Source organism: Gordonia sp. NPDC003376 (assembly GCF_053589235.1).
In genome coordinates this window covers 105,250-123,043 of the sequence record NZ_JBSFRM010000009.1, presented here as the reverse complement: position 1 = coordinate 123,043, position 17,794 = coordinate 105,250, and the positions used below count along the sequence as shown (strand labels likewise).

The window sequence follows — 17,794 nt, the reverse complement described above, 5'->3', positions numbered from 1 at the left end:
CCTCATCGGCTCAACCACCAACTACCCCTTGATGATTGAGCCGGGACCGAGCAACGCGAGGACCCGAGTCGAAATCCCCGCAGCCCACCTCGGACGGCGACCACCTCCCGCTCCTCATCGGCTCAACCACCAACTACCCCTTGATGATTGAGCCGGGACCGAGCAACGCGAGGACCCGAGTCGAAATCCCCGCAGCCCACCTCGGACGGTGACCACCCTCCGCTCTTCATCGAATCAACCATCAACAGCCGCTTGATGATTGAGCAGGAACCGCGTCGATGCCGCCGCGGCACTCACTCCAGCGGCCGGGCTCCGAGTTCGGTCTGCAGCAGTTCCAAGGCCATCTTGTCCGGGTCGATGCGGGCGTCGGGGGTCGCATTGTGGGCGTCGGCGACCATCTCGGCGCGTTCGTCCTCGGGAATGTCCTCGTCGGCGCGGGGCGGCTCGGGCTCCGGTTCCGGTTCGGGCTCCGGCTCGGGAGCCGGTGCGGGAGCAGATGGTTCGCCGACACCACCCTCCGGTTTCGGCTGTGATCGGCTCGGCCGCGAGAAGGTCTGCTTCTTGGGTGCCGAACGCTTGGCCGCCGGTGCCGAAGCCGCAGAGGCCACCGCGGCCGCCGACTGGTGGACGGTGCGCACGTCCAGTTCGGTACCGAACACGTCCAGCAATGCCTCACGCAGGATGGTGACCGCGTGCGGCGCCGACAGCCGGCCGACGAGCACCTCCACCGGATGTGCGAGCACGACGACGCCGTCTTGCAGGTCGCTGACCACCGCAGCCGACAGCATCGGTTCGAGACTCTTCGACCGCTCACGAACCGCGGATCGCAACTCCTGGAACCGCTTCTGCACGGAGTCCAGGTCGGGTCCGGCCCCGACCTCCGGCTCGGGGTCGGGTTCTGCCTCCGGCTCCGGTTCACCCTTGCGGGGTGCGGAACGCAGGCCCGGCTCGTCCGGCGGTGCCTCGTACTCGTCGAAAGGCTCCTCGGGGAGCGGGATGTCCTCGTCGAAAACAACGGACATCAGCTCTGGCGCAACCTCGTCGGTGGCAGCAGCCGTTGCCGTGGCCTCCTTCTCGGCAGCAGCCTTCTCGGCAGCAGCTTTGTCGGCAGCGACCTTCTCCGCCGCAGCCTTGTCGGCGGCTTCCTTCTCTGCGAGGGCTTTTCGCTCGGCCTCGGCACGCTCGGCCTCCCGGCGCTCCGCCTCCGCCCGCTCGGCCTCCTGACGTTCCGCGGCCACACGGTCAGCCTCCGCACGTTCCGCAGACACACGATCGGCCTCGGCACGATCAGCCTCTGCGCGCTCGGCTTGGGCGCGCTCGGCTTGGGCGCGCTCGGCCGCAACCCGATCGGCTTCGGCTTGGTCGGCAGCGGCCCGTTCGGCGGCCAGACGCTCGTTCTCCGCCCGCTCTGCGTCGAGACGCTGGGCTTCCACACGCTCGGCCTCGATGCGCTGGGCTTGCGCCGCCTCGCGTTCCGCCGCATGACGTTCCGACTCCACCTGGTCGGACTCGCCCCGGTCGGACTCGACGTTGTCGGATTCGACGTTGTCGGCGGCCTTGCGCTGGGCGTCCGCGTCCTCGACCGCCTTGCGCTGGGAGGGACGCACGTACTTGGGCGGGGGCTCATCCCCCACCGGCGCCGACACCGGAGCAACCGGGGCCGACGATGCCGCTCCACCCGCAGGCAGGGTCACCGCCGCACCCGACGATGCCCGCCCGACCGTCCCCACCCCGGACTCGAGCTGTTCGAGTCGTTGCAGCACGGCGGCCTCGTCGGTGGAGGTGGTGGGCAGCAGCATGCGCGCGCACATCACCTCCAGCAGCAAGCGCGGTGAGGTGGTGCCCCGCATCTCACCGAGTGCGGCGTGCACGATCTCGGCGAAGCGGGTCAGACCACCGGGACCGAGTCGTTCGATCTGCCCCTGCATCCGGGCCAGCTGATCCCCCGGCGCCTCCACCAGACCGCGATCGGCCGCATCCGGAACTGCTTGCAGCAGAATCAGATCACGGAGTCGTTCGAGCAGGTCGACGGCGAAGCGACGCGGATCGTGTCCGGCGTCGACCACCTTCTCCACCACACCGAACAGTGCCGCGCCGTCGGCCACCGCCAGCGCGTCCACGGCGTCGTCGATCAGCGCGATGTCGGTGACACCCAGCAGGGCGAGGGCACGGTCGTAGGTGACACCCTGCTCGCCGGCACCGGCGAGCAACTGGTCGAGGATCGACAGCGAGTCACGCGGCGAACCACCGCCCGCACGGATCACCAGCGGATACACGTCGTCGGCGACGCGCACCCCTTCCTTCGCGCAGATGTTCTCGAGCAGGCCGCGCATCACCGGCGGGGCGAGCAACCGGAACGGGTAGTGGTGCGTCCGCGAACGGATGGTCGGCAGCACCTTCTCCGGCTCGGTGGTCGCGAAGACGAAGATCAGATGCTCCGGCGGCTCCTCGACGATCTTTAGCAAGGCGTTGAAGCCGGCGTTGGTCACCATGTGCGCCTCGTCGACGATGAAGACGCGATACCGCGACTCCGACGGCGCATAGAAGGCGCGGTCGCGGAGCTCACGGGTGTCGTCGACGCCGCCGTGGCTGGCCGCGTCGAGTTCGATCACATCGAGGTTGCCCGGGCCACCCGGCGCGAGGGCCACGCATGACGAGCACACACCGCACGGCGTGGAGGTGGGTCCCTCGACACAGTTCAGGGAGCGGGCCAGGATGCGCGCCGACGACGTCTTGCCGCAACCGCGCGGGCCCGAGAACAGGTACGCGTGGTTGATCCGTCCGGAGTCGAGTGCGTGGCCGAGCGGATCGGTGACGTGCTCCTGACCTACGACCTCGGCAAACGTCGACGGACGGTAGGTGCGATACAGTGCCACGCGTCGAGACTACCGGCGACCGCCGACAGCCGACCCGTCCGGTCCACAGCCCGCCGATCCCGGCACACTCACGCCGACGGGACCACCGCGGTGTACTGCTCTCGCAGCTGGTACTTGAGCACCTTCCCCGACGGATTGCGGGGCAGGGCGGCGACGAATTCCAGGCGCAGCGGCAGCTTGTAGCGGGCCAGTTGATCGGCCGCGAACTCGCGCAGTTCCTCGAGTGTGACGGTCTGCCCGGCCGCGGTGGCGATGACGGCGGTGACGGCCTCACCCCACCTGGCGTCGGGCAGGCCGATGATCGCGATCTCGGCGACCGCCGGATGGCTGTAGAGCACGCTCTCGACCTCGGCCGGGTACACGTTCTCACCGCCGCTGATCACCATGTCCTTGACGCGATCGACGACGTAGATGTAGCCGTCGTCGTCCTCACGTCCGACGTCGCCGGTGTGGAACCAGCCCCCGTCGTCGATCACCGCGGCGGTGGCACCCGGATTCTGCCAGTAACCGACCATCACCTGCGGTCCGCGCACACAGATCTCGCCCGGACTCCCCTTCGGCACAACCGTATTGGTGGCGTCCACCAGCCGCACATCCGACAACGGCAGTACTTTGTTGCCGGCCGCGCCGATCTTGGCGGCCGACTCGTCGAGGCCCATCACGAGCGCGAGCGGCGCGGTCTCGGTGAGGCCGTAACCCTGGGCGAAGGCCAGGCCGCGCTCGGCGTAGCGGTGCATCAGCGGCTCGGGGACGGGCGCACCACCACACACCAGGTAGCGCAGGCTCGAGAGATCGGCGGTCTCGAACTGCGGCACCTGACTCATGAACAAGTACATCGCCGGGACACCGAACATCGTTGTGACGCGGTGGTTTTCGATGTCAGCCAGGGCACCCACGGGGTCGAAGGCAGGCGACAGCACCACATGTCCGCCCTTCTGCAGGGTCAACAGGGTGGTGACGTTGAGGCCACCGATGTGGAACAGCGGCGCCGCGCAGTAGGTGATGTCACCGCACTCCACGTCCAGGCACAGCAACGCATTCACGTTGTTCCAGAACAGGTTTCCATGGGTGAGCATGGCGCCCTTGGGGCGGCCGGTGGTGCCCGAGGTGTACATGATGACGGCCAGTTCGTCGGCCGCGGGGTGGGCGGGCTCGGCGATCGGCGCGCTGCCGTGGATGACCTCCTCGGCCGACTCCCATCCGTCGGCCGTGGTCACCGCGATCCTCCGGGTCACCGACAGCTCACCGGCGACGGCGTCGACGGTCCCGGTCAACGCGGCGTCGGCGATCAGGGTGTGGGCGCCACAGTCGTTGAGGATGTAGGCGAGCTCACTGCCGGTGAGCCGGAAGTTCAACGGGACGAACGTCGCCCCGGCGCGCGCCGAGGCGAACAGCGCGGTCAGGAACATGGGGTGGTTGGGGCCGAGGTAGGCCACCCGGTCGCCCGGCGCCACACCACCGGCGACCAGGTCCGCGGCGAGCCTGTCGATGCGGTCGGCGAACTCCCCGAAGGTAAGCGTGGCACCGTCGAAGGTGAGCGCCTGCCGGTGCGGACCGATCGCCGCGCGACGCGCGATCCACGATCCGAGGTCCATGGTCTGAGGGGTGTCGATGCGGCTCACGGTGAATCCTCCGGGGATCGTGCGCGGCGCCGATCGCGGCGCCATCAGATGTGGTCGGCGTCACTGTAGAACGCACACCACTCCCCCGTGTCCGATTTCGGTGAATCAGCCCTAACCCAGTGCCGCGGGTTCGGGACGGCGTGCCCGGGCCAGCACCACCAGCGTCGCGATGCACGTCCCGAGGAAGATCCCGTTGTACGGGAACACCAGGAACCACTCCGTCCACAGCGGCCCCTTCTTGAAGAACAACCCCATGAAGTAGGCATCCGGGACGGTGCGGTTGACGAACCACATCGGGTAGGCGAAATGCGTGCGCCAGGAGAACGCGGTCAGGATCAGCAGGGCGAGCCCGACACCGGCCAGGGCACGCCGCACCACACCCAATTCGGTACGCAGGACCAGGTCCACGCAGATCACCATGATCGGCACGAACCACACCCAGTGATGACCCCACGACATCGGCGAGACCGCGCACGAGAGCATCCCGACGATGCTCACCGCGAGCAACTCGTGACCTGCCTGATGAGCGCGGACCGCCGCCCACATCCCCAGCACCATCGCGATCGCGACCAGGGTCAGCCAGGCGAGAGTGTTGGGCTCGTCGGTGTGTACCAGATTCGCGATCATCCCGCGCAGCGACTGGTTGCCGAGGGTCTGGGGCGCCCCGACCCGATCGGAATCGAAGAGCTTGCCGGTCCAGTAGTCCAGCGACTCCCGCGGCAGGAACACCGCGCCGACGACGACGGTCGCCACGAACCCGGCGATCACCCCCGCCAGGGCGCGCCCGCGGCGCAGCATTGCGAAGTACAGGACGAAGATCAGCGGGGTCAGCTTGATCCCGGCGGCGATGCCCACGCCGACACCCTTGAGCCGTGCGTCGTCACCGCGCAGCAGATCGGCCAGGATCAGCAACAGCAGGAAGACATTGATCTGTCCGTACCAGACGGTGGTCCGCACCGGCTCCAACAACAACGCCACCGCCACGAGAGCGATTGCCAGACAACGCAATGGCCATGTGGCCGGCCGACCCAGCGACCGGAACGACACCATGATCACCAGATACAGCGCCACGAAGATACCGACGCTCCACACGATCCTCGCTACCTCGAAGGACATGAACGCGAACGGCATCAACACCAGCACCGAGATGGGGGCATAGGTGTAGTCCATCTGCCCCAGCAGTTTGGCGTCGTAGAGGCTACCGCCGTCCCAGACCGTCTGCGCCCCACCGCGATACACGTCGAGGTCGAGTTGGTAGTCGAACAGACCCCAGAACGGCGTCGAGAACGGCAGGATCGCATGCTGCAACCACACCGCCAGGCCGGCCAACGCCAGCGCGGCCACACACGCCAGGATCTGCCTGCCGCGCGGGACCCGCGACGTCACGAATCGTGGTGGGCGAGCAGGGTCTCGGTGGCGGCGAGCAGCACGCAGGTGGCCACCCCGTCCATCGCGACCTCGAGGTCGGTGGTGCTGGGGAGGGTCGGCGCCAGCCGGATGTTCCGGTCGTGCGGGTCGTTGCGGTACGGGAACGCCGAACCGGCCGCGGTGAGGGCGATCCCGGCTTCCTCGGCGAGCGCGATGGTGCGCTTGGCGGCGCCGTCGGGCACGTCGAGGCTGATGAAGTAGCCGCCCTCCGGTTCCGACCACGACGCCACCTTGGACTCCGAGAGCCGCTTGTCGAGGATGTCGAGGACCAGTTTGAACTTGGGTGCGATGATCGCGCGATGGCGGGCCATGTGCTCACGGACGCCCTCGGCGCTGCCGAAGAACCTGGCATGCCGGAGCTGGTTGACCTTGTCGGGGCCGATGGTCGTGAACGAGATGTTCTCGCAGAACCAGTCCATGTTGGCCTTCGACGACCCGAGGAATGCCACCCCGGCTCCGGCGAAGGTGATCTTCGACGTCGAGCCGAGCACGTACACCCGGTTGGGGTTGCCCGCCTCGGCGGCCATCTCGAGCACCGGCAGCGGGATGGGCGCCGCGTCGACCAGGGTGTGCACCGCGTACGCGTTGTCCCAGTAGATACGGAAGTCGTCGGCGGCGGGCATCGACAGCAGCCCACGCGTGACCTCGGCACTGAAGGTCACGCCGGTGGGATTGGAGTAGGTGGGCACGGCCCACATGCCCTTGATCGACGGGTCGGCGGCGGTCAGGGCCGCACATGCCGCGACATCGGGGCCGTCGGGGTTCATCGGCACCGGGATCATCTCGATGCCGTAGTGCTCGGTGATCGCGAAGTGACGGTCGTAGCCGGGGGCCGGGCACAGGAACTTCACCGGGCCGGCACCCCACGGCTGCGCGGAGTCGGCGGTGCCCTTGATGATCGCGAACGTCGTCAGGTGATGCATCAGCTCGAGGCTGGAGTTGCCGAAGGCGATCAGGACGGCCGGGTCGACGGCCAGCAGCTCACCGAAGATGTCACGGAGTTCGGGGAGACCCTTGACCCCGCCGTAATTACGGGTGTCGGTGCCGTCGGCGGCCCGGAAGTCGGCCTCACCGGGCAACGACAGGAGCGCGTTGGACAGATCGAGCTGCTCGGGGGACGGCTTGCCGCGGGTGAGGTCGAGTTTCAGCCCGGCCGCCTGAAGCTGCTCGTAGAGCTTTCGGAGTTCATCCTGGGTGGCGCGGAGTTGGTCGGCACTCTTCGAGTGATAATTCAACGCGTGACCTCTCGCCGAGCCGGAACGGGATGGTCGCCCACCCCGCGCGGCATCACAGCAATTTGATGAAACCGGGGGTTTGAACATAGGGGACCCCGCGCACCCGAGAGAGCCCGTTGACCCTTGCTGCCTTCCGGCCCTGGGGGAGTTCACAGGATGCACGCCGCGCGGGATCCGTGGACAAGTGTAGCGGGCACTCCACACGGAACCGAAACCGGCTGCCGAACGCCGCGTCGGACGGGGAAACGTGGCGTCGGCGCATGTGGCGCACGATGCGGCTTCCGGCCACCCGACTCATGGGGTCTGCGGTACCGAGCCGGGATCCTCGGCGGTACGGGGACGACGCCGCCGACCACCTCTCATTCGGTCGCCGAGCTCTCCCACCAGTCGCGTGTCTCGAGGTCTTGCCAGCGCACATCGATCCGCGCGGACGCCGAACGGGCATGCTCCGGACCGAGCAGGTCGGTCAGCACGGTGCGCGCGACCTCGCGGACGTCGTCGGACCTGTCGGGGAGGATGTCGCCGTAACGCGCGATGAGTCCGATGCGCAGCCGGTCCACGGCATCGTCGTCACCGTCGACGGACACGAACACGACCAGCCGGCCCAGCGCCCGGCGGATCCCGACCGCCAGGATCTGCTTGAGCACGCGGTCGGAGATGTGGACGCCGGGAGTGTCGGTCTCGAGTGGACGGCCGGGCCGGAGCACCGTTGTCAGGTTCGACGTGATCGCTGCCACCAGCCGACTCGCATCACCGCTCAGGTTGCCGAGTTCGCGACCCGCATCGACGAGCCAGGCGTCGGTGCGGTCGGGGTCTGTGTGCTCGGGGTTTGGGCGGAACTGGCCGATGTCACCCACGATGTCTCGTTGATCCATCACCGGACCCCTTTCTCGTCCGTGTCCCCCGCACCGCCACCCCTGCGACCCACGCCCTGCCCGTGTGGACCCTGCCCTGGTGGACCCTGCCCTGGTGGACCCTGCCCTGGTGGACCCTGCTCGTGTGGGCCCCGTTCCTGTGGGCCCCGTTCCTGTGGGCCCTGCCGGTTGCCGCCGGCTCGGGTCTCCGGACCGGTCTCCCCCGTACCCCCCGAACCCCCGTGCCCCGAACCCCCGTGCCCTGATCCCACTTGGCTCGAACCCACGTGTCCTGAAACGTCTTGTTCCGCAGCCGGTTCGTCGACGGTCGGCCGCCACGGCGCCAGTCGCGCCGCGAGGTATTTCCGGGTGCGCTGCAGATGCCCTCGCACCGATCCGACCGTTATCTGCAGGACCTGTGCGATCTCGGCGAGAGACAGCCCCTCGACCTCACGCAACCACCACACCGACCGCGACGTCCAGGGCAAGGTGGCCAGTTCCGCACCCAGCGCGTCGACGAGCGCCTCGTGCAGAGCCTGATCCGACGGTAACGGAGTACCGGCCGCCAGATCGACGAATCGTTCGGATTCGGTGGGTATCTCGCGGCGTCGTCGCAGGTGGTCGACGGCCTTGCGGTAGGCGATCGAGAACATCCACGTCTTGAACGTGCTGCGAAAACCGAAGTCCGGCAACCCTCTCCACGCAGCAAGGAGTACATCCTGGGCGAGATCCTCGGCGGTCTGCGGGTTGTCCACCAACCGGTGGAGGTAGCGCAGCAACGACGGCGAGACCCGCCCGATCAGCTCGGTGAACGCCTCGGTGTCCCCCACCGCCGCCGCTGCGGCCAGTTCATCGGCATCCAGCTCGGCCGGCACCAGCATCTGCGCGTGATGTTCGACGTCCACGTTCCCCCTGCCGAAGTCGCAACGACTGTGATGTAGATCACCATTCTTCGTGCGTGCACATTTCGGTTCGCGTACGACCAACCCTATACCGGCGTAGTCCACCGCCGGTGCGGTGAATGCGATCACGGCGGTCGCACGATCGGCGATCCGGCGGCAGCCTCGGTCGACGAGGATCCACACCGGACACCGATACGTCGCGCCGCACCGTGCGCGCTGCGGGAGCCCGCAACACACACCGGGACAGGAACATCCGACAGCAGCACACGCCCGGGACGCGATCCGGAACGACGACACAGGAGTCTTGATGAGCACCACGACCGATCCCCAGTCCGCCGAGTCCACCATCAGCCGGACGAGCACCGGCACGAGTTCCCCGGGTAAGGACCTGGCGCTGAGTCACACCTCCGGCGAGCGCGGATCGACGTCCATCGCCGATACCGTGGTCGCCAAGATCGCCGGGATCGCCGCCCGCGAGATCGACGGCGTGCATGACCTGGGCGGCGCCACCGAGCGGGTCGTCGGAAAGGTCCGCGACGTGCTACCCGGCACCACCGTCAACACCACCCAGGGCATCAACGTCGAGGTCGGTGAGCGCCAGGCCGCCGTGGACGTGTCCATCGTCGCCGAATACGGCGTGGCCATCCATCGTCTCGCGGCCGCGATCCGCAGCCACGTCATCGATGCGATCGAGTCGATGACCGGCCTGGAGGTCACCGAGGTCAACGTGACCGTCCACGACGTCCACTTCGCCGACGACGACACCGACACCCCGGACTCACCGCGGGTGCAGTGATGCCCACCGGCACCGGGAAGTCGGTCGCCGAACAGATCGCCGACTCCGTGCTGGCGGTCGACGGCGTCACCGATCTGCACGGCGGTCTGTTCGGGGAGATCGCCACCTATCTGCCCGGCGGCCGGGTGACCGGCGTGCAGGTCGACGACGATCGCACCGAGGTGCACGTGGTCCTCGACCTGGCCTGCGATCTGCGGGCGGTGGCCGCCCGGGTGGTGACCACCGCGCGCCAGATCACCGGAGGGCCGGTGGCCGTGTTCGTCGAGGACGTCAGCACGCCGACCCCGGAAACGACAGAACCCGACCCGGCGGACCCCGACCCTGCCAGCTCCGGCACGGCAGACACCGCGACCCCGCCGGACGTGAAAGAGGTTGATCCACAATGAGTGACAATGCCAAGACCGGGCTGCTCGTCGGACTCCTGCTGACCTTGGTCATCACCACCGGTGGTTTCACCGGACTGCTGCTGGGCGTGGTGCTCGGCGGGATCGGTCTGGTCATCGGCCTGCACCGCGACGGTGCGATCGACCTCGGCGCACTGCTGCGGAGCCGTAACCGTGGCTGAGGTCGTGGCCGACGCGGCTCCGTCCCCTCCGCCGGGCCCGGTTCCACCGCCGCCCGGCGGCGTCGGCGAGCACGGTGCCATCGACCCGCATCGGGGGATCGACCGGCACGGTGACATCGCCCGACACCGCGACGGGAATCGTGGCGAGCTGATCATCCGCGATCGCGTCCTCGAGCAGATCGCCTGTCGGGCAGTCCTCGACATCGACGGCATGACGGAGAGCACCGGCCGCGCCGGAGCCCTGCTGGGTGGCGTCACCGCGCTGGGCGGCACCTACCCGAGCGCCCGCGTGGACGCATCCGGATCAGCTCCGGCGATCGAGGTCACCGTGGCGGTCACCTGGCCGTGCGCGGTGACCCGGGTGTGTCGCGACGCCGCCGCCAACGTCGAGCAGGAATTGGAGCGGCTCACCGGGATTCGGCCGTCACGGGTCGATATCGGTGTCGGCCGGATCGTCTCCCGCGAGGGCACCGCGCGGAAGGGTTTCGCCGTTCTCCCGCCGACCCCCGGCGCCGGCACCGACACCGGGTCCACCGAGACGCCCGGCCGTGACGACATCATCGCCGCCACGATCGACACCACCAGGCGGAAGAACACTGCACCGGCGGCATTTCCGGGGGCGGCGATCGCCGGTGCGGTGATCGGGCTGCTCCTGCTCGGGCTCGCGGCGATCGGCATCCGCGACCACATCGTGCGGTTCGGCTGGGTCGACGGCACACCGTGGACCGAGAACGCCGCGCGCTGGGTGGCATCGAGTACCTGGCAGACGTGGATGTGGGCGGTCGCCGTCGCATTGGTGATCGTCGGCACGTGGTTGCTCTGGCTGGCGGTGAAACCACGGCACAAGACCCACGTCCGACTCGCCGACCACGAGGTGATGTGGACTCGCCGTGGCGATCTCGCCCGTCGCGTCAGTACCGTGATGCGGTCTGTGCCCGGTGTGGCACATGCGAGTACGGTGGTGCACCGACGCCGTGTGACGACATCGGTGACGACCGAAATGCCTGTGGACCGGAAAGCCCTCGAGACCACGGCCCGCGATGCGGTGTCGGCGGTCCGGCGCTCGCCCCGCGTCAGGGTCCGCACCAGATCCGTCCACCCGGAGCAGTCTGGAGGTGAGGGCACATGAATCGGGGACCCGTTGCGCTGCATCGTTTCACCACCGCAGTGATCGGGTTGCTGTGCCTGGTGGTGGGTCTCGGCGCGATCGCACACGAAACAGGTATCGCCCCGGTCACCGATTGGGAGGACCGGCTGGATGCCTCCTGGGCGACCACGGCGATCGACGCATCCTGGTGGTGGGCGGTCCTCCTGGGCCTGGTCGTCGTCGGCCTCGTCTGGGGCACTCTGCTGATCGCCACCGTGTGGCGGCCCGGGAAGGCCGACGCGGTGACCATCCCCTCGCCCACCCCCGGACAGATCACCTTGCCGCCCAAGCTGATCGCCGCATCCATCACCGAATCACTCTCGGCGAAACCGATGTTCGGCGAGGCCTCCGCCACAGCCGTCGACGACCGCGGTCGTCGCCTCATCCGGATCGAGGTCACCGCGACGCCGGGACACTCCTACGACGAGGTCGCCGCGGCGCTGGCCCCGGCGTTGCGCAACGTCCGACGGGCCGTCGAGGGCACCGACATCGGAATTCAGGCCCTGGTGCATCTCGAGCAGCCGACCACCACACAGACGAAACGATGACCCGACAGATATCGGAGACCACCTGCGAATCCGTGGGGGAAGAGAATAGAGAGGGAACATCATGGGACTCGATGACAAGATCTCGAACAAGGTCGAGGACGCCAAGGGCAAGGCCAAGGAGGCCGGCGGCGAACTGACCGGTGACGAGGATCTGAAGAACGAAGGCAAGGCCGACCAGGTCTCGTCGGCGGTCAAGAAGGGCGTCGAGGACGTCAAGGACGCCGCCGGCAAGGTCAAGGACAAGCTGACCGGAGACTGACGGCAAGGGAATCCCACCCCGCGACAATCGAGCTCGGCGCGCACGCACAGCGCGCCGAGCTCGACTCGTCCGGCGACGGCAACCCCGCCGCCGTCGTGAGGGGCCGCACCCGCCCGCGCCCGACGTCCCCCTCGACGTCACGGAGATCGTCTCTTCCCCAACATATTCGGATCGGCGGAGACTCCGCCGCCGGCGGCGCTGCGTGCGCCTGATGCGCATACGGCCGGCGAATGCTCCGACCCGGCGATCACACCTCAGCGGCCCCACGTCGCCCAATCAGGCCAAAACGGTCATAACGGCGTTGTGCGCCAACAGATTCGACACCGAACGAACTTGTAGTACCTTGGCAGGTACCGATACCACTGGACGGAGGATCGGAGGTGAGCCCGGCCCGATACAATCTCCTGGTCCACCCTCGGCGGAACCGCGGTGATCCTCGCCGACAAATCTGCGCCGACAAATCTGCGTCGTACGCTGGACCACGGACCGGCGAGCACTTCCGGACAGTCATCAAAAGGTCTGGTCCCCGACAAGAGCTTTGGTCCCCGACGAGAGCGCTGCCCCGACAAGCTCCATGCCGACAAGCACTATGCCGACAAAGCACTATGCCAAGAAAGCACTGTGCCAACAGGCACTGCCCATCCGACGACGTTGCCCCAGGCGCCCCACTCGCCGACTGGCGAGACCGGGAGACCCGGAACGGTCCACGACACCGACTCTGCCGGTCCTCACCGACTCGGCGGAAAGGAGTTCGCAATCGCAATGGCCGACCTCGACATCCGAGCCGCCCGGGAGCGCGCTTCACGCGCGCACCGGCGCGGACTACCCGTACCGGCGTTCACCTACACACGAGAGGAGGACGCGCTGTGGTCACGGGTGTTCAGCACACTCGACGGGATGCACGAGGAGTTCGGCTGTGCGAGCTACCTGTCGGCGGCCCGGCGCGTGCCACTGCCGACGCACCGGGTACCGCAGTTGGCGGACGTCTCACGCACGCTACACGCGCTGACAGGTTTCCAGTTGGCGCCCGCAACAGGTTCCCTGCCGGGACGCCAGTTCTACGGGCCACTGGCCGACGGCACACTGCACGCGACCCCGAATGTGCGTCCGACGGCCGAGGAGTCCTTCTCACCTGACCCCGATGTCATCCATGAACTGGTCGGGCACGCGGTGATGCTCGGCGACCCGGAGTTCGCAGACCTCTACCGCCTGTTCGGTCGCGCGATCAACCACGCCGACTCGGCCGAGGCGTGCACGGCGATCGCACGAGTGTTCTGGTTCACCATGGAGGTGGGCCTGGTCGCCGAGAAGGGACGGCCACGGGCGACCGGTGCGGCGATCCTGTCCTCGGTGGGCGAGATGAACTCGCTCGCCGACGCCGACCTGCGGTCTTTCCGAGTGGGTGACGTGATCGAGTGCGACGTCGACGACGGCCGGTGTCAACCGGTGCTCTTCGTCGCCGACTCGGTCGACCACATGCTCGACGTGGTCCGACGGTTCCTCGTCACGACCAGCGGCGAGAACTGAGGAATCACGGTGCCCCACAGCCCGACCGCCGTATGGCGTGATGACCGAACCGTCACCGACCCGGGACTCGTCGAGTTGTCAGCAGCCCAGTCCGAACTGTGGCTGGCCCAGCAGGTTCATCCGACGGTGCCCTTCGCCATCTCGCAGTACTTCGATCTCCGCGGCCCGGTCGACCTGGGCCTGCTCGAGCAGTGCACCCGCCGGGCCGGACACGAACTCGAGTCACCGCACGTGCGATTCACCGTCGTCGATGGTCGACCGCTGCAGTTCGTCGACCACGGCATCGAGACCGCGTTCGACCGAATCGACCTCACCGGACACCCCGACCCCGACCGCGTCGCACACCGGTGGATGCTCGAGGACACCAACCGGATCATCGATCTCACCGGCGGCGATGTCAGCAAGGTGGTGCTGTTCGTCCTCGGGCCCGACCGATACCGGTGCTACGGACGCGCTCATCACATCGCGGTCGACGGCTACGGTGCCGGCCGACTGCTGGCGCGAGGTGCCGAGCTGTATTCGGCGGCGGCCGAAGGGCGCCCTGCGGCACCGTCGGGCGCGCTGTCCGTGGCCGACATCGTCGCTGCCGAGCGGCGCTATCGGTCCTCACCACGATTCGCCGGCGATCGCGAGTACTGGCGAGAACACCTCGCCGACCTGACCCATGTCACCAGCCTCGGGGAGCGCCACACCGCCCCCTCCTCGAATCCGCATGTCGTACAGACAACTCTCGATGCACCTGCGGTGTCCCGGATCGAGGCCGTGGGCCGACGCAGCGGCGCCGGGATAGCCGAGGTCCTGGTGGCGGCACTGGCGGCATTCCTGGCACAGATGACCGGCGACGGCGACGTCACGGTGTCGCTGCCGGTCGCCGGGAGGATCACGCACGCGCTGCGTCGATCTGCCGGAATGGTGTCGAACGTGGTGCCGGTACGAGTACGCGGAGTTGCCGAGTCGTCGATCGACGACATCGTGCGCCGGACGCGTGCCACCCTGGTCGGGGCTCTGCGCCACCAGTTGTACCGCCACGAGGACCTGCTCCGCGACCAAGGAGTGGGAGTCGCCGGCCGCAACGGGTATGGCCCGCTGATCAACGTTCTCACCTTCCCGGAGCACATCGGTTTCGGTGCCGCCCGTGGTCGGGCCCATCTGCTCTCGGCCGGCCCGGTCGACGACCTGACGATCAACTGCTACCGATTCGGCGACGGCCCCCTGAACATCGACTTCTTTGCCAATCCGGGACGGTACGGCGCCGAGGAACTACGCCAGTACCACCGCCAGTTCCTCGACTGTCTGTCCCGGTTCCTGCAGGCATCCGGCGAGCAGCGTGTGCTGGACGCCGTCACGGCCACCCGAAGCATCGCCGCGGCCCAGCCGCTCCGCAGCGGGCGGTTGCTGCCCGATCTCCTCGCGGCCGGAGTCGGTTCCGGCGCGCGGATCGCGGTGCGAGCGCAGGGACGTTCGCTGACCTACCGCGAACTCGACCAACGGACTGCACAGTGGGCGCGCGAACTGATCGCCCGCGGAGCCGGTCCCGAGGTGGTCGTCGCGGTGGCCCTGCCCCGGTCGGTCGAATCGGTCATGGCCCTGTGGGCCGTGGCCCGAACGGGCGCGGTGTTCTTCCCGGTGGACCCGAGTGGGCCACCCGCCCGGCTGCAGGGCCTGTTCGCCAATTCACAAGCCACCATGGGTGTCACGCACCAGCGCTGGCGTTCCGCGCTGGACGGCACCGGGGTGGCCGACTGGCTGGTCCTCGACGACGACGAGTTCACCTCGGCCGCCTTGACCCATCCGGTGACCACGGTGACCGACGCGGACCGGATACGGCCGCTGCGGGCCGCTCATCCGGCCTACCTGATCTACACCTCGGGTTCCACCGGGCAACCCAAGGGCGTCCTGACCACCCATGAGGGCCTGGCGGCGCTCGGCGACGACCTGATCGCCCGGTACCGCATCGATCCGACGTCGGTGGTCCCGCAGACCCATTCCCCCTACTGCGACGCATCGATGCTGGAGTACCTGTCCGCATTCGCCTCCGGGGGGACGCTGGTGATACCCGAGCCCGAGGTCGTGGCAGGCGAGCGCCTCGCGCGGGTGATCACCGACCATGCGATCACACATCTGATGCTCACCCCGGCCATCCTGGCAACGCTCGACCGGGATCGGCTGACCTCGCTGCAGACCGTGGCGGTCGGCGGGGATGCCTGCCCACCGTCGCTCGCCGACCATTGGGCCGCCCGGGTGGCCATGTTCAATTCCTACGGCCCCACCGAGGCCACCGTCGTGGTGACGCAGACCGATCGGATGGTGCCGGGGTCGGCGGTCAGCATCGGGCGGCCGCTGCCGGGCGTGCAGCTCTGCGTCCTGGACACCCGCCTACGGCCGGTGCCGCGCGGAGCACGCGGGGAGCTCTACCTTGCCGGCGACGCCACTGCGCGCGCCTATCTCCGACAGCCCGCGGTGACCGCACAGTCATTTGTCGCCAATCCTCACGGCCCCGAGGGCACCCGGATGTATCGGACCGGCGACGTGGTGCGCGAGCGACCCGACGGCACCCTCCAGTACCTCGGGCGCAGTGACAACCAGATCTCGCTTCGCGGGCAGCGCATCGAACCCGCCGAGGTCGAGCGAGCACTGGCCGACGATGACGCCGTTGTCCAAGCCGCCGTGCGTATCTGGAGCTCCGAGACACTCGGCGACCGGCTGATCGGCTACATCGTCACCGCCGACACCGCCACCGACCGGAGCGCCGTGGTCACGAGACTGCGGAAAGTGCTGCCGGCGGCCATGATTCCGGACGCGTTGATGATCGTTCCCGAGATACCGATCAACCCCAGCAGCGGTAAGACCGACCGGTCGAAACTGCCGGATCCGCGGACGGTGGCGCGCCCGGAGTTCCGCGAACCACGAACGACCGTCGAACGCAGGGTGGCACTGGCGATCTCCGAGGTGACCGGGCAGTCCGACGTCGGGTTGGACGACAACTTCTTCGAGCTGGGCGGCAACTCACTTCTGGCCGTCGACCTGTGCCGGCGGTTGTCGGAGGAGACCGGTGCGGACGTCACGATGTCCATGCTGTTCACCCCGACGGTGCAGACCATGTCGACCGCCATCGACCGCGCGACTGCAGCGAGCCGCGCCGCAGACGCCCGGGGCGCAGGGGATCTCGGCGCAGGGGATCTCGGCGCAGGGGATCTCGGCGCAGGGTCCCACGGTGCAGGGGCCACCGACGACCATGGGAGCGAGGTCGATCTGGCCCTGGCGACTATTCTGCCGCTGCGCGCGACCGGCGTCGGGACGCCCCTCGTCTGCCTTCACTCCGCTGTTCCCCTGGCGTGGTGCTACACCGGGTTGTTGCCGTACATCGGGAACCGGCCGATCTATGGAGTGCAGACACCGGCGATCGCAACCGGATCGGAGTTCGGTCATACCGTGGACGAGCTGGTCGAGATGTATCGGCGTGAACTGACCCGTGTGCTGCCGCGGGGACCCGTCCATCTGCTGGGATGGTCTCTCGGCGGGCAGCTCGCCCATGCTCTCGCAGAAGGACTCCGCGCCGACGGCCACCCCGTGGATCTGGTCGTGATGCTCGACAGTGTTGCCTTCTCCGAGGGTGTTTCGCCGCCGCCCGAGCCCCCGACGATGCGTGATCTGGTGACGCACCTGGAGGGCAACGAGTCGGAGACCCCGGACACGCGACCACTCACCGTCGACGGCGCCGTGGCGGCGCTGGCACAGAGCAGTGGGCCCGGGCGGGGACTGACCAGGACACAACTCGAACGGCTGCACCGAGCGTACGTCGCGTGCGTGATGATGTCGGCGTCCTACCGGCCCTCACCCATCGACGCCGATCTTCTCTACTTCTCCGCACGGCGCGGTATCACCGCCGGCCTCACCGGCGAGATGTGGCAACCGCACTTCTCCGGCCACATCATCGAGCACGACGTCGACGTGAGTCATGCCCAGATGACCAATCCCGAAGCCCTTGCGGTCATCGGCCCGATCCTCGATGGGGAATTGCGGAGGCGGCACTGA

Annotated in this window: 13 protein-coding genes, 1 other RNA gene and 1 pseudogene; 8 read left to right on the top strand and 7 right to left on the bottom strand. The window is 68.2% G+C overall.

What is annotated here, in order from left to right:
* Positions 1–293 precede the first annotated feature (293 nt).
* From ACWDUA_RS11770 to ACWDUA_RS11740, 7 genes and pseudogenes are all read right to left on the bottom strand, one after another.
* On the bottom strand, positions 294–2,876 hold the full coding sequence (locus ACWDUA_RS11770; RefSeq protein ID WP_449751187.1) for a DNA polymerase III subunit gamma and tau: 2,583 nt from the start codon (positions 2,874–2,876) through the stop codon (positions 294–296).
* 68 nt (positions 2,877–2,944) lie between these two features.
* The gene (locus tag ACWDUA_RS11765; RefSeq protein WP_449751250.1) at positions 2,945–4,471 is read right to left on the bottom strand and encodes an acyl-CoA synthetase; all 1,527 of its coding nucleotides are present in this window, start codon (positions 4,469–4,471) and stop codon (positions 2,945–2,947) included.
* Positions 4,472–4,609: 138 nt separating this feature from the next.
* Positions 4,610–5,884 (bottom strand): glycosyltransferase 87 family protein, encoded by a 1,275-nt coding sequence (locus ACWDUA_RS11760; protein WP_449751186.1) that lies wholly within the window; start codon positions 5,882–5,884, stop codon positions 4,610–4,612.
* Complete coding sequence (locus ACWDUA_RS11755) at positions 5,881–7,161, bottom strand: aminotransferase class I/II-fold pyridoxal phosphate-dependent enzyme (protein ID WP_449751185.1); 1,281 nt, start codon at positions 7,159–7,161, stop codon at positions 5,881–5,883. Before ACWDUA_RS11755 ends, ACWDUA_RS11760 begins: the two co-directional genes overlap by 4 nt.
* An 84-nt stretch (positions 7,162–7,245) precedes the next feature.
* An RNA gene (ffs, locus tag ACWDUA_RS11750) (signal recognition particle sRNA small type) lies at positions 7,246–7,340 on the bottom strand.
* Positions 7,341–7,520: 180 nt separating this feature from the next.
* A complete protein-coding gene (locus ACWDUA_RS11745) occupies positions 7,521–8,036 on the bottom strand; it encodes a hypothetical protein (protein WP_449751184.1) in 516 nt (171 codons plus the stop codon).
* Between the two features lie 278 nt (positions 8,037–8,314).
* A pseudogene (locus tag ACWDUA_RS11740) lies at positions 8,315–8,896 on the bottom strand (RNA polymerase sigma factor); the annotation flags it as partial.
* A 328-nt stretch (positions 8,897–9,224) separates the two neighbouring features.
* Here ACWDUA_RS11740 and ACWDUA_RS11735 point away from each other — a divergent pair.
* From ACWDUA_RS11735 to ACWDUA_RS11700, 8 genes are all read left to right on the top strand, one after another.
* Entirely contained in the window at positions 9,225–9,713 is a 489-nt protein-coding gene (locus tag ACWDUA_RS11735) for an Asp23/Gls24 family envelope stress response protein (RefSeq protein ID WP_449751183.1), read from the top strand.
* A complete protein-coding gene (locus ACWDUA_RS11730) occupies positions 9,713–10,099 on the top strand; it encodes a hypothetical protein (protein WP_449751182.1) in 387 nt (128 codons plus the stop codon). The genes ACWDUA_RS11735 and ACWDUA_RS11730 overlap by 1 nt, the downstream gene beginning before the upstream one ends.
* The gene (locus tag ACWDUA_RS11725; protein WP_053777040.1) at positions 10,096–10,278 is read left to right on the top strand and encodes a hypothetical protein; all 183 of its coding nucleotides are present in this window, start codon (positions 10,096–10,098) and stop codon (positions 10,276–10,278) included. Before ACWDUA_RS11730 ends, ACWDUA_RS11725 begins: the two co-directional genes overlap by 4 nt.
* Positions 10,271–11,407 (top strand): DUF6286 domain-containing protein, encoded by a 1,137-nt coding sequence (locus ACWDUA_RS11720; RefSeq protein WP_449751181.1) that lies wholly within the window; start codon positions 10,271–10,273, stop codon positions 11,405–11,407. The genes ACWDUA_RS11725 and ACWDUA_RS11720 overlap by 8 nt, the downstream gene beginning before the upstream one ends.
* Complete coding sequence (locus ACWDUA_RS11715; RefSeq protein WP_449751180.1) at positions 11,404–11,973, top strand: hypothetical protein; 570 nt, start codon at positions 11,404–11,406, stop codon at positions 11,971–11,973. Before ACWDUA_RS11720 ends, ACWDUA_RS11715 begins: the two co-directional genes overlap by 4 nt.
* 61 nt (positions 11,974–12,034) lie before the next feature.
* Positions 12,035–12,232: a CsbD family protein gene (locus tag ACWDUA_RS11710; RefSeq protein ID WP_449751179.1), complete on the top strand. Its 198-nt coding sequence runs from the start codon at positions 12,035–12,037 to the stop codon at positions 12,230–12,232.
* Between the two features lie 762 nt (positions 12,233–12,994).
* On the top strand, positions 12,995–13,759 hold the full coding sequence (locus ACWDUA_RS11705) for an amino acid hydroxylase (RefSeq protein ID WP_449751178.1): 765 nt from the start codon (positions 12,995–12,997) through the stop codon (positions 13,757–13,759).
* Positions 13,760–13,768: 9 nt separating this feature from the next.
* Positions 13,769–17,794, top strand: coding sequence for an amino acid adenylation domain-containing protein (locus ACWDUA_RS11700; protein WP_449751177.1), 4,026 nt, complete (start codon positions 13,769–13,771; stop codon positions 17,792–17,794).

Excerpts from the sequence above, each read along its gene's own strand:
- ACWDUA_RS11735 (WP_449751183.1), top strand. The coding sequence starts at position 9,225 with ATGAGCACCACGACCGATCCCCAGTCCGCCGAGTCCACCATCAGCCGG.
- ACWDUA_RS11725 (WP_053777040.1), top strand. The coding sequence starts at position 10,096 with ATGAGTGACAATGCCAAGACCGGGCTGCTCGTCGGACTCCTGCTGACC.
- ACWDUA_RS11745 (WP_449751184.1), bottom strand. The coding sequence starts at position 8,036 with ATGGATCAACGAGACATCGTGGGTGACATCGGCCAGTTCCGCCCAAAC.
- ACWDUA_RS11730 (WP_449751182.1), top strand. The coding sequence starts at position 9,713 with ATGCCCACCGGCACCGGGAAGTCGGTCGCCGAACAGATCGCCGACTCC.
- ACWDUA_RS11765 (WP_449751250.1), bottom strand. The coding sequence starts at position 4,471 with ATGGACCTCGGATCGTGGATCGCGCGTCGCGCGGCGATCGGTCCGCAC.
- ACWDUA_RS11715 (WP_449751180.1), top strand. The coding sequence starts at position 11,404 with ATGAATCGGGGACCCGTTGCGCTGCATCGTTTCACCACCGCAGTGATC.
- ACWDUA_RS11705 (WP_449751178.1), top strand. The coding sequence starts at position 12,995 with ATGGCCGACCTCGACATCCGAGCCGCCCGGGAGCGCGCTTCACGCGCG.
- ACWDUA_RS11710 (WP_449751179.1), top strand. The coding sequence starts at position 12,035 with ATGGGACTCGATGACAAGATCTCGAACAAGGTCGAGGACGCCAAGGGC.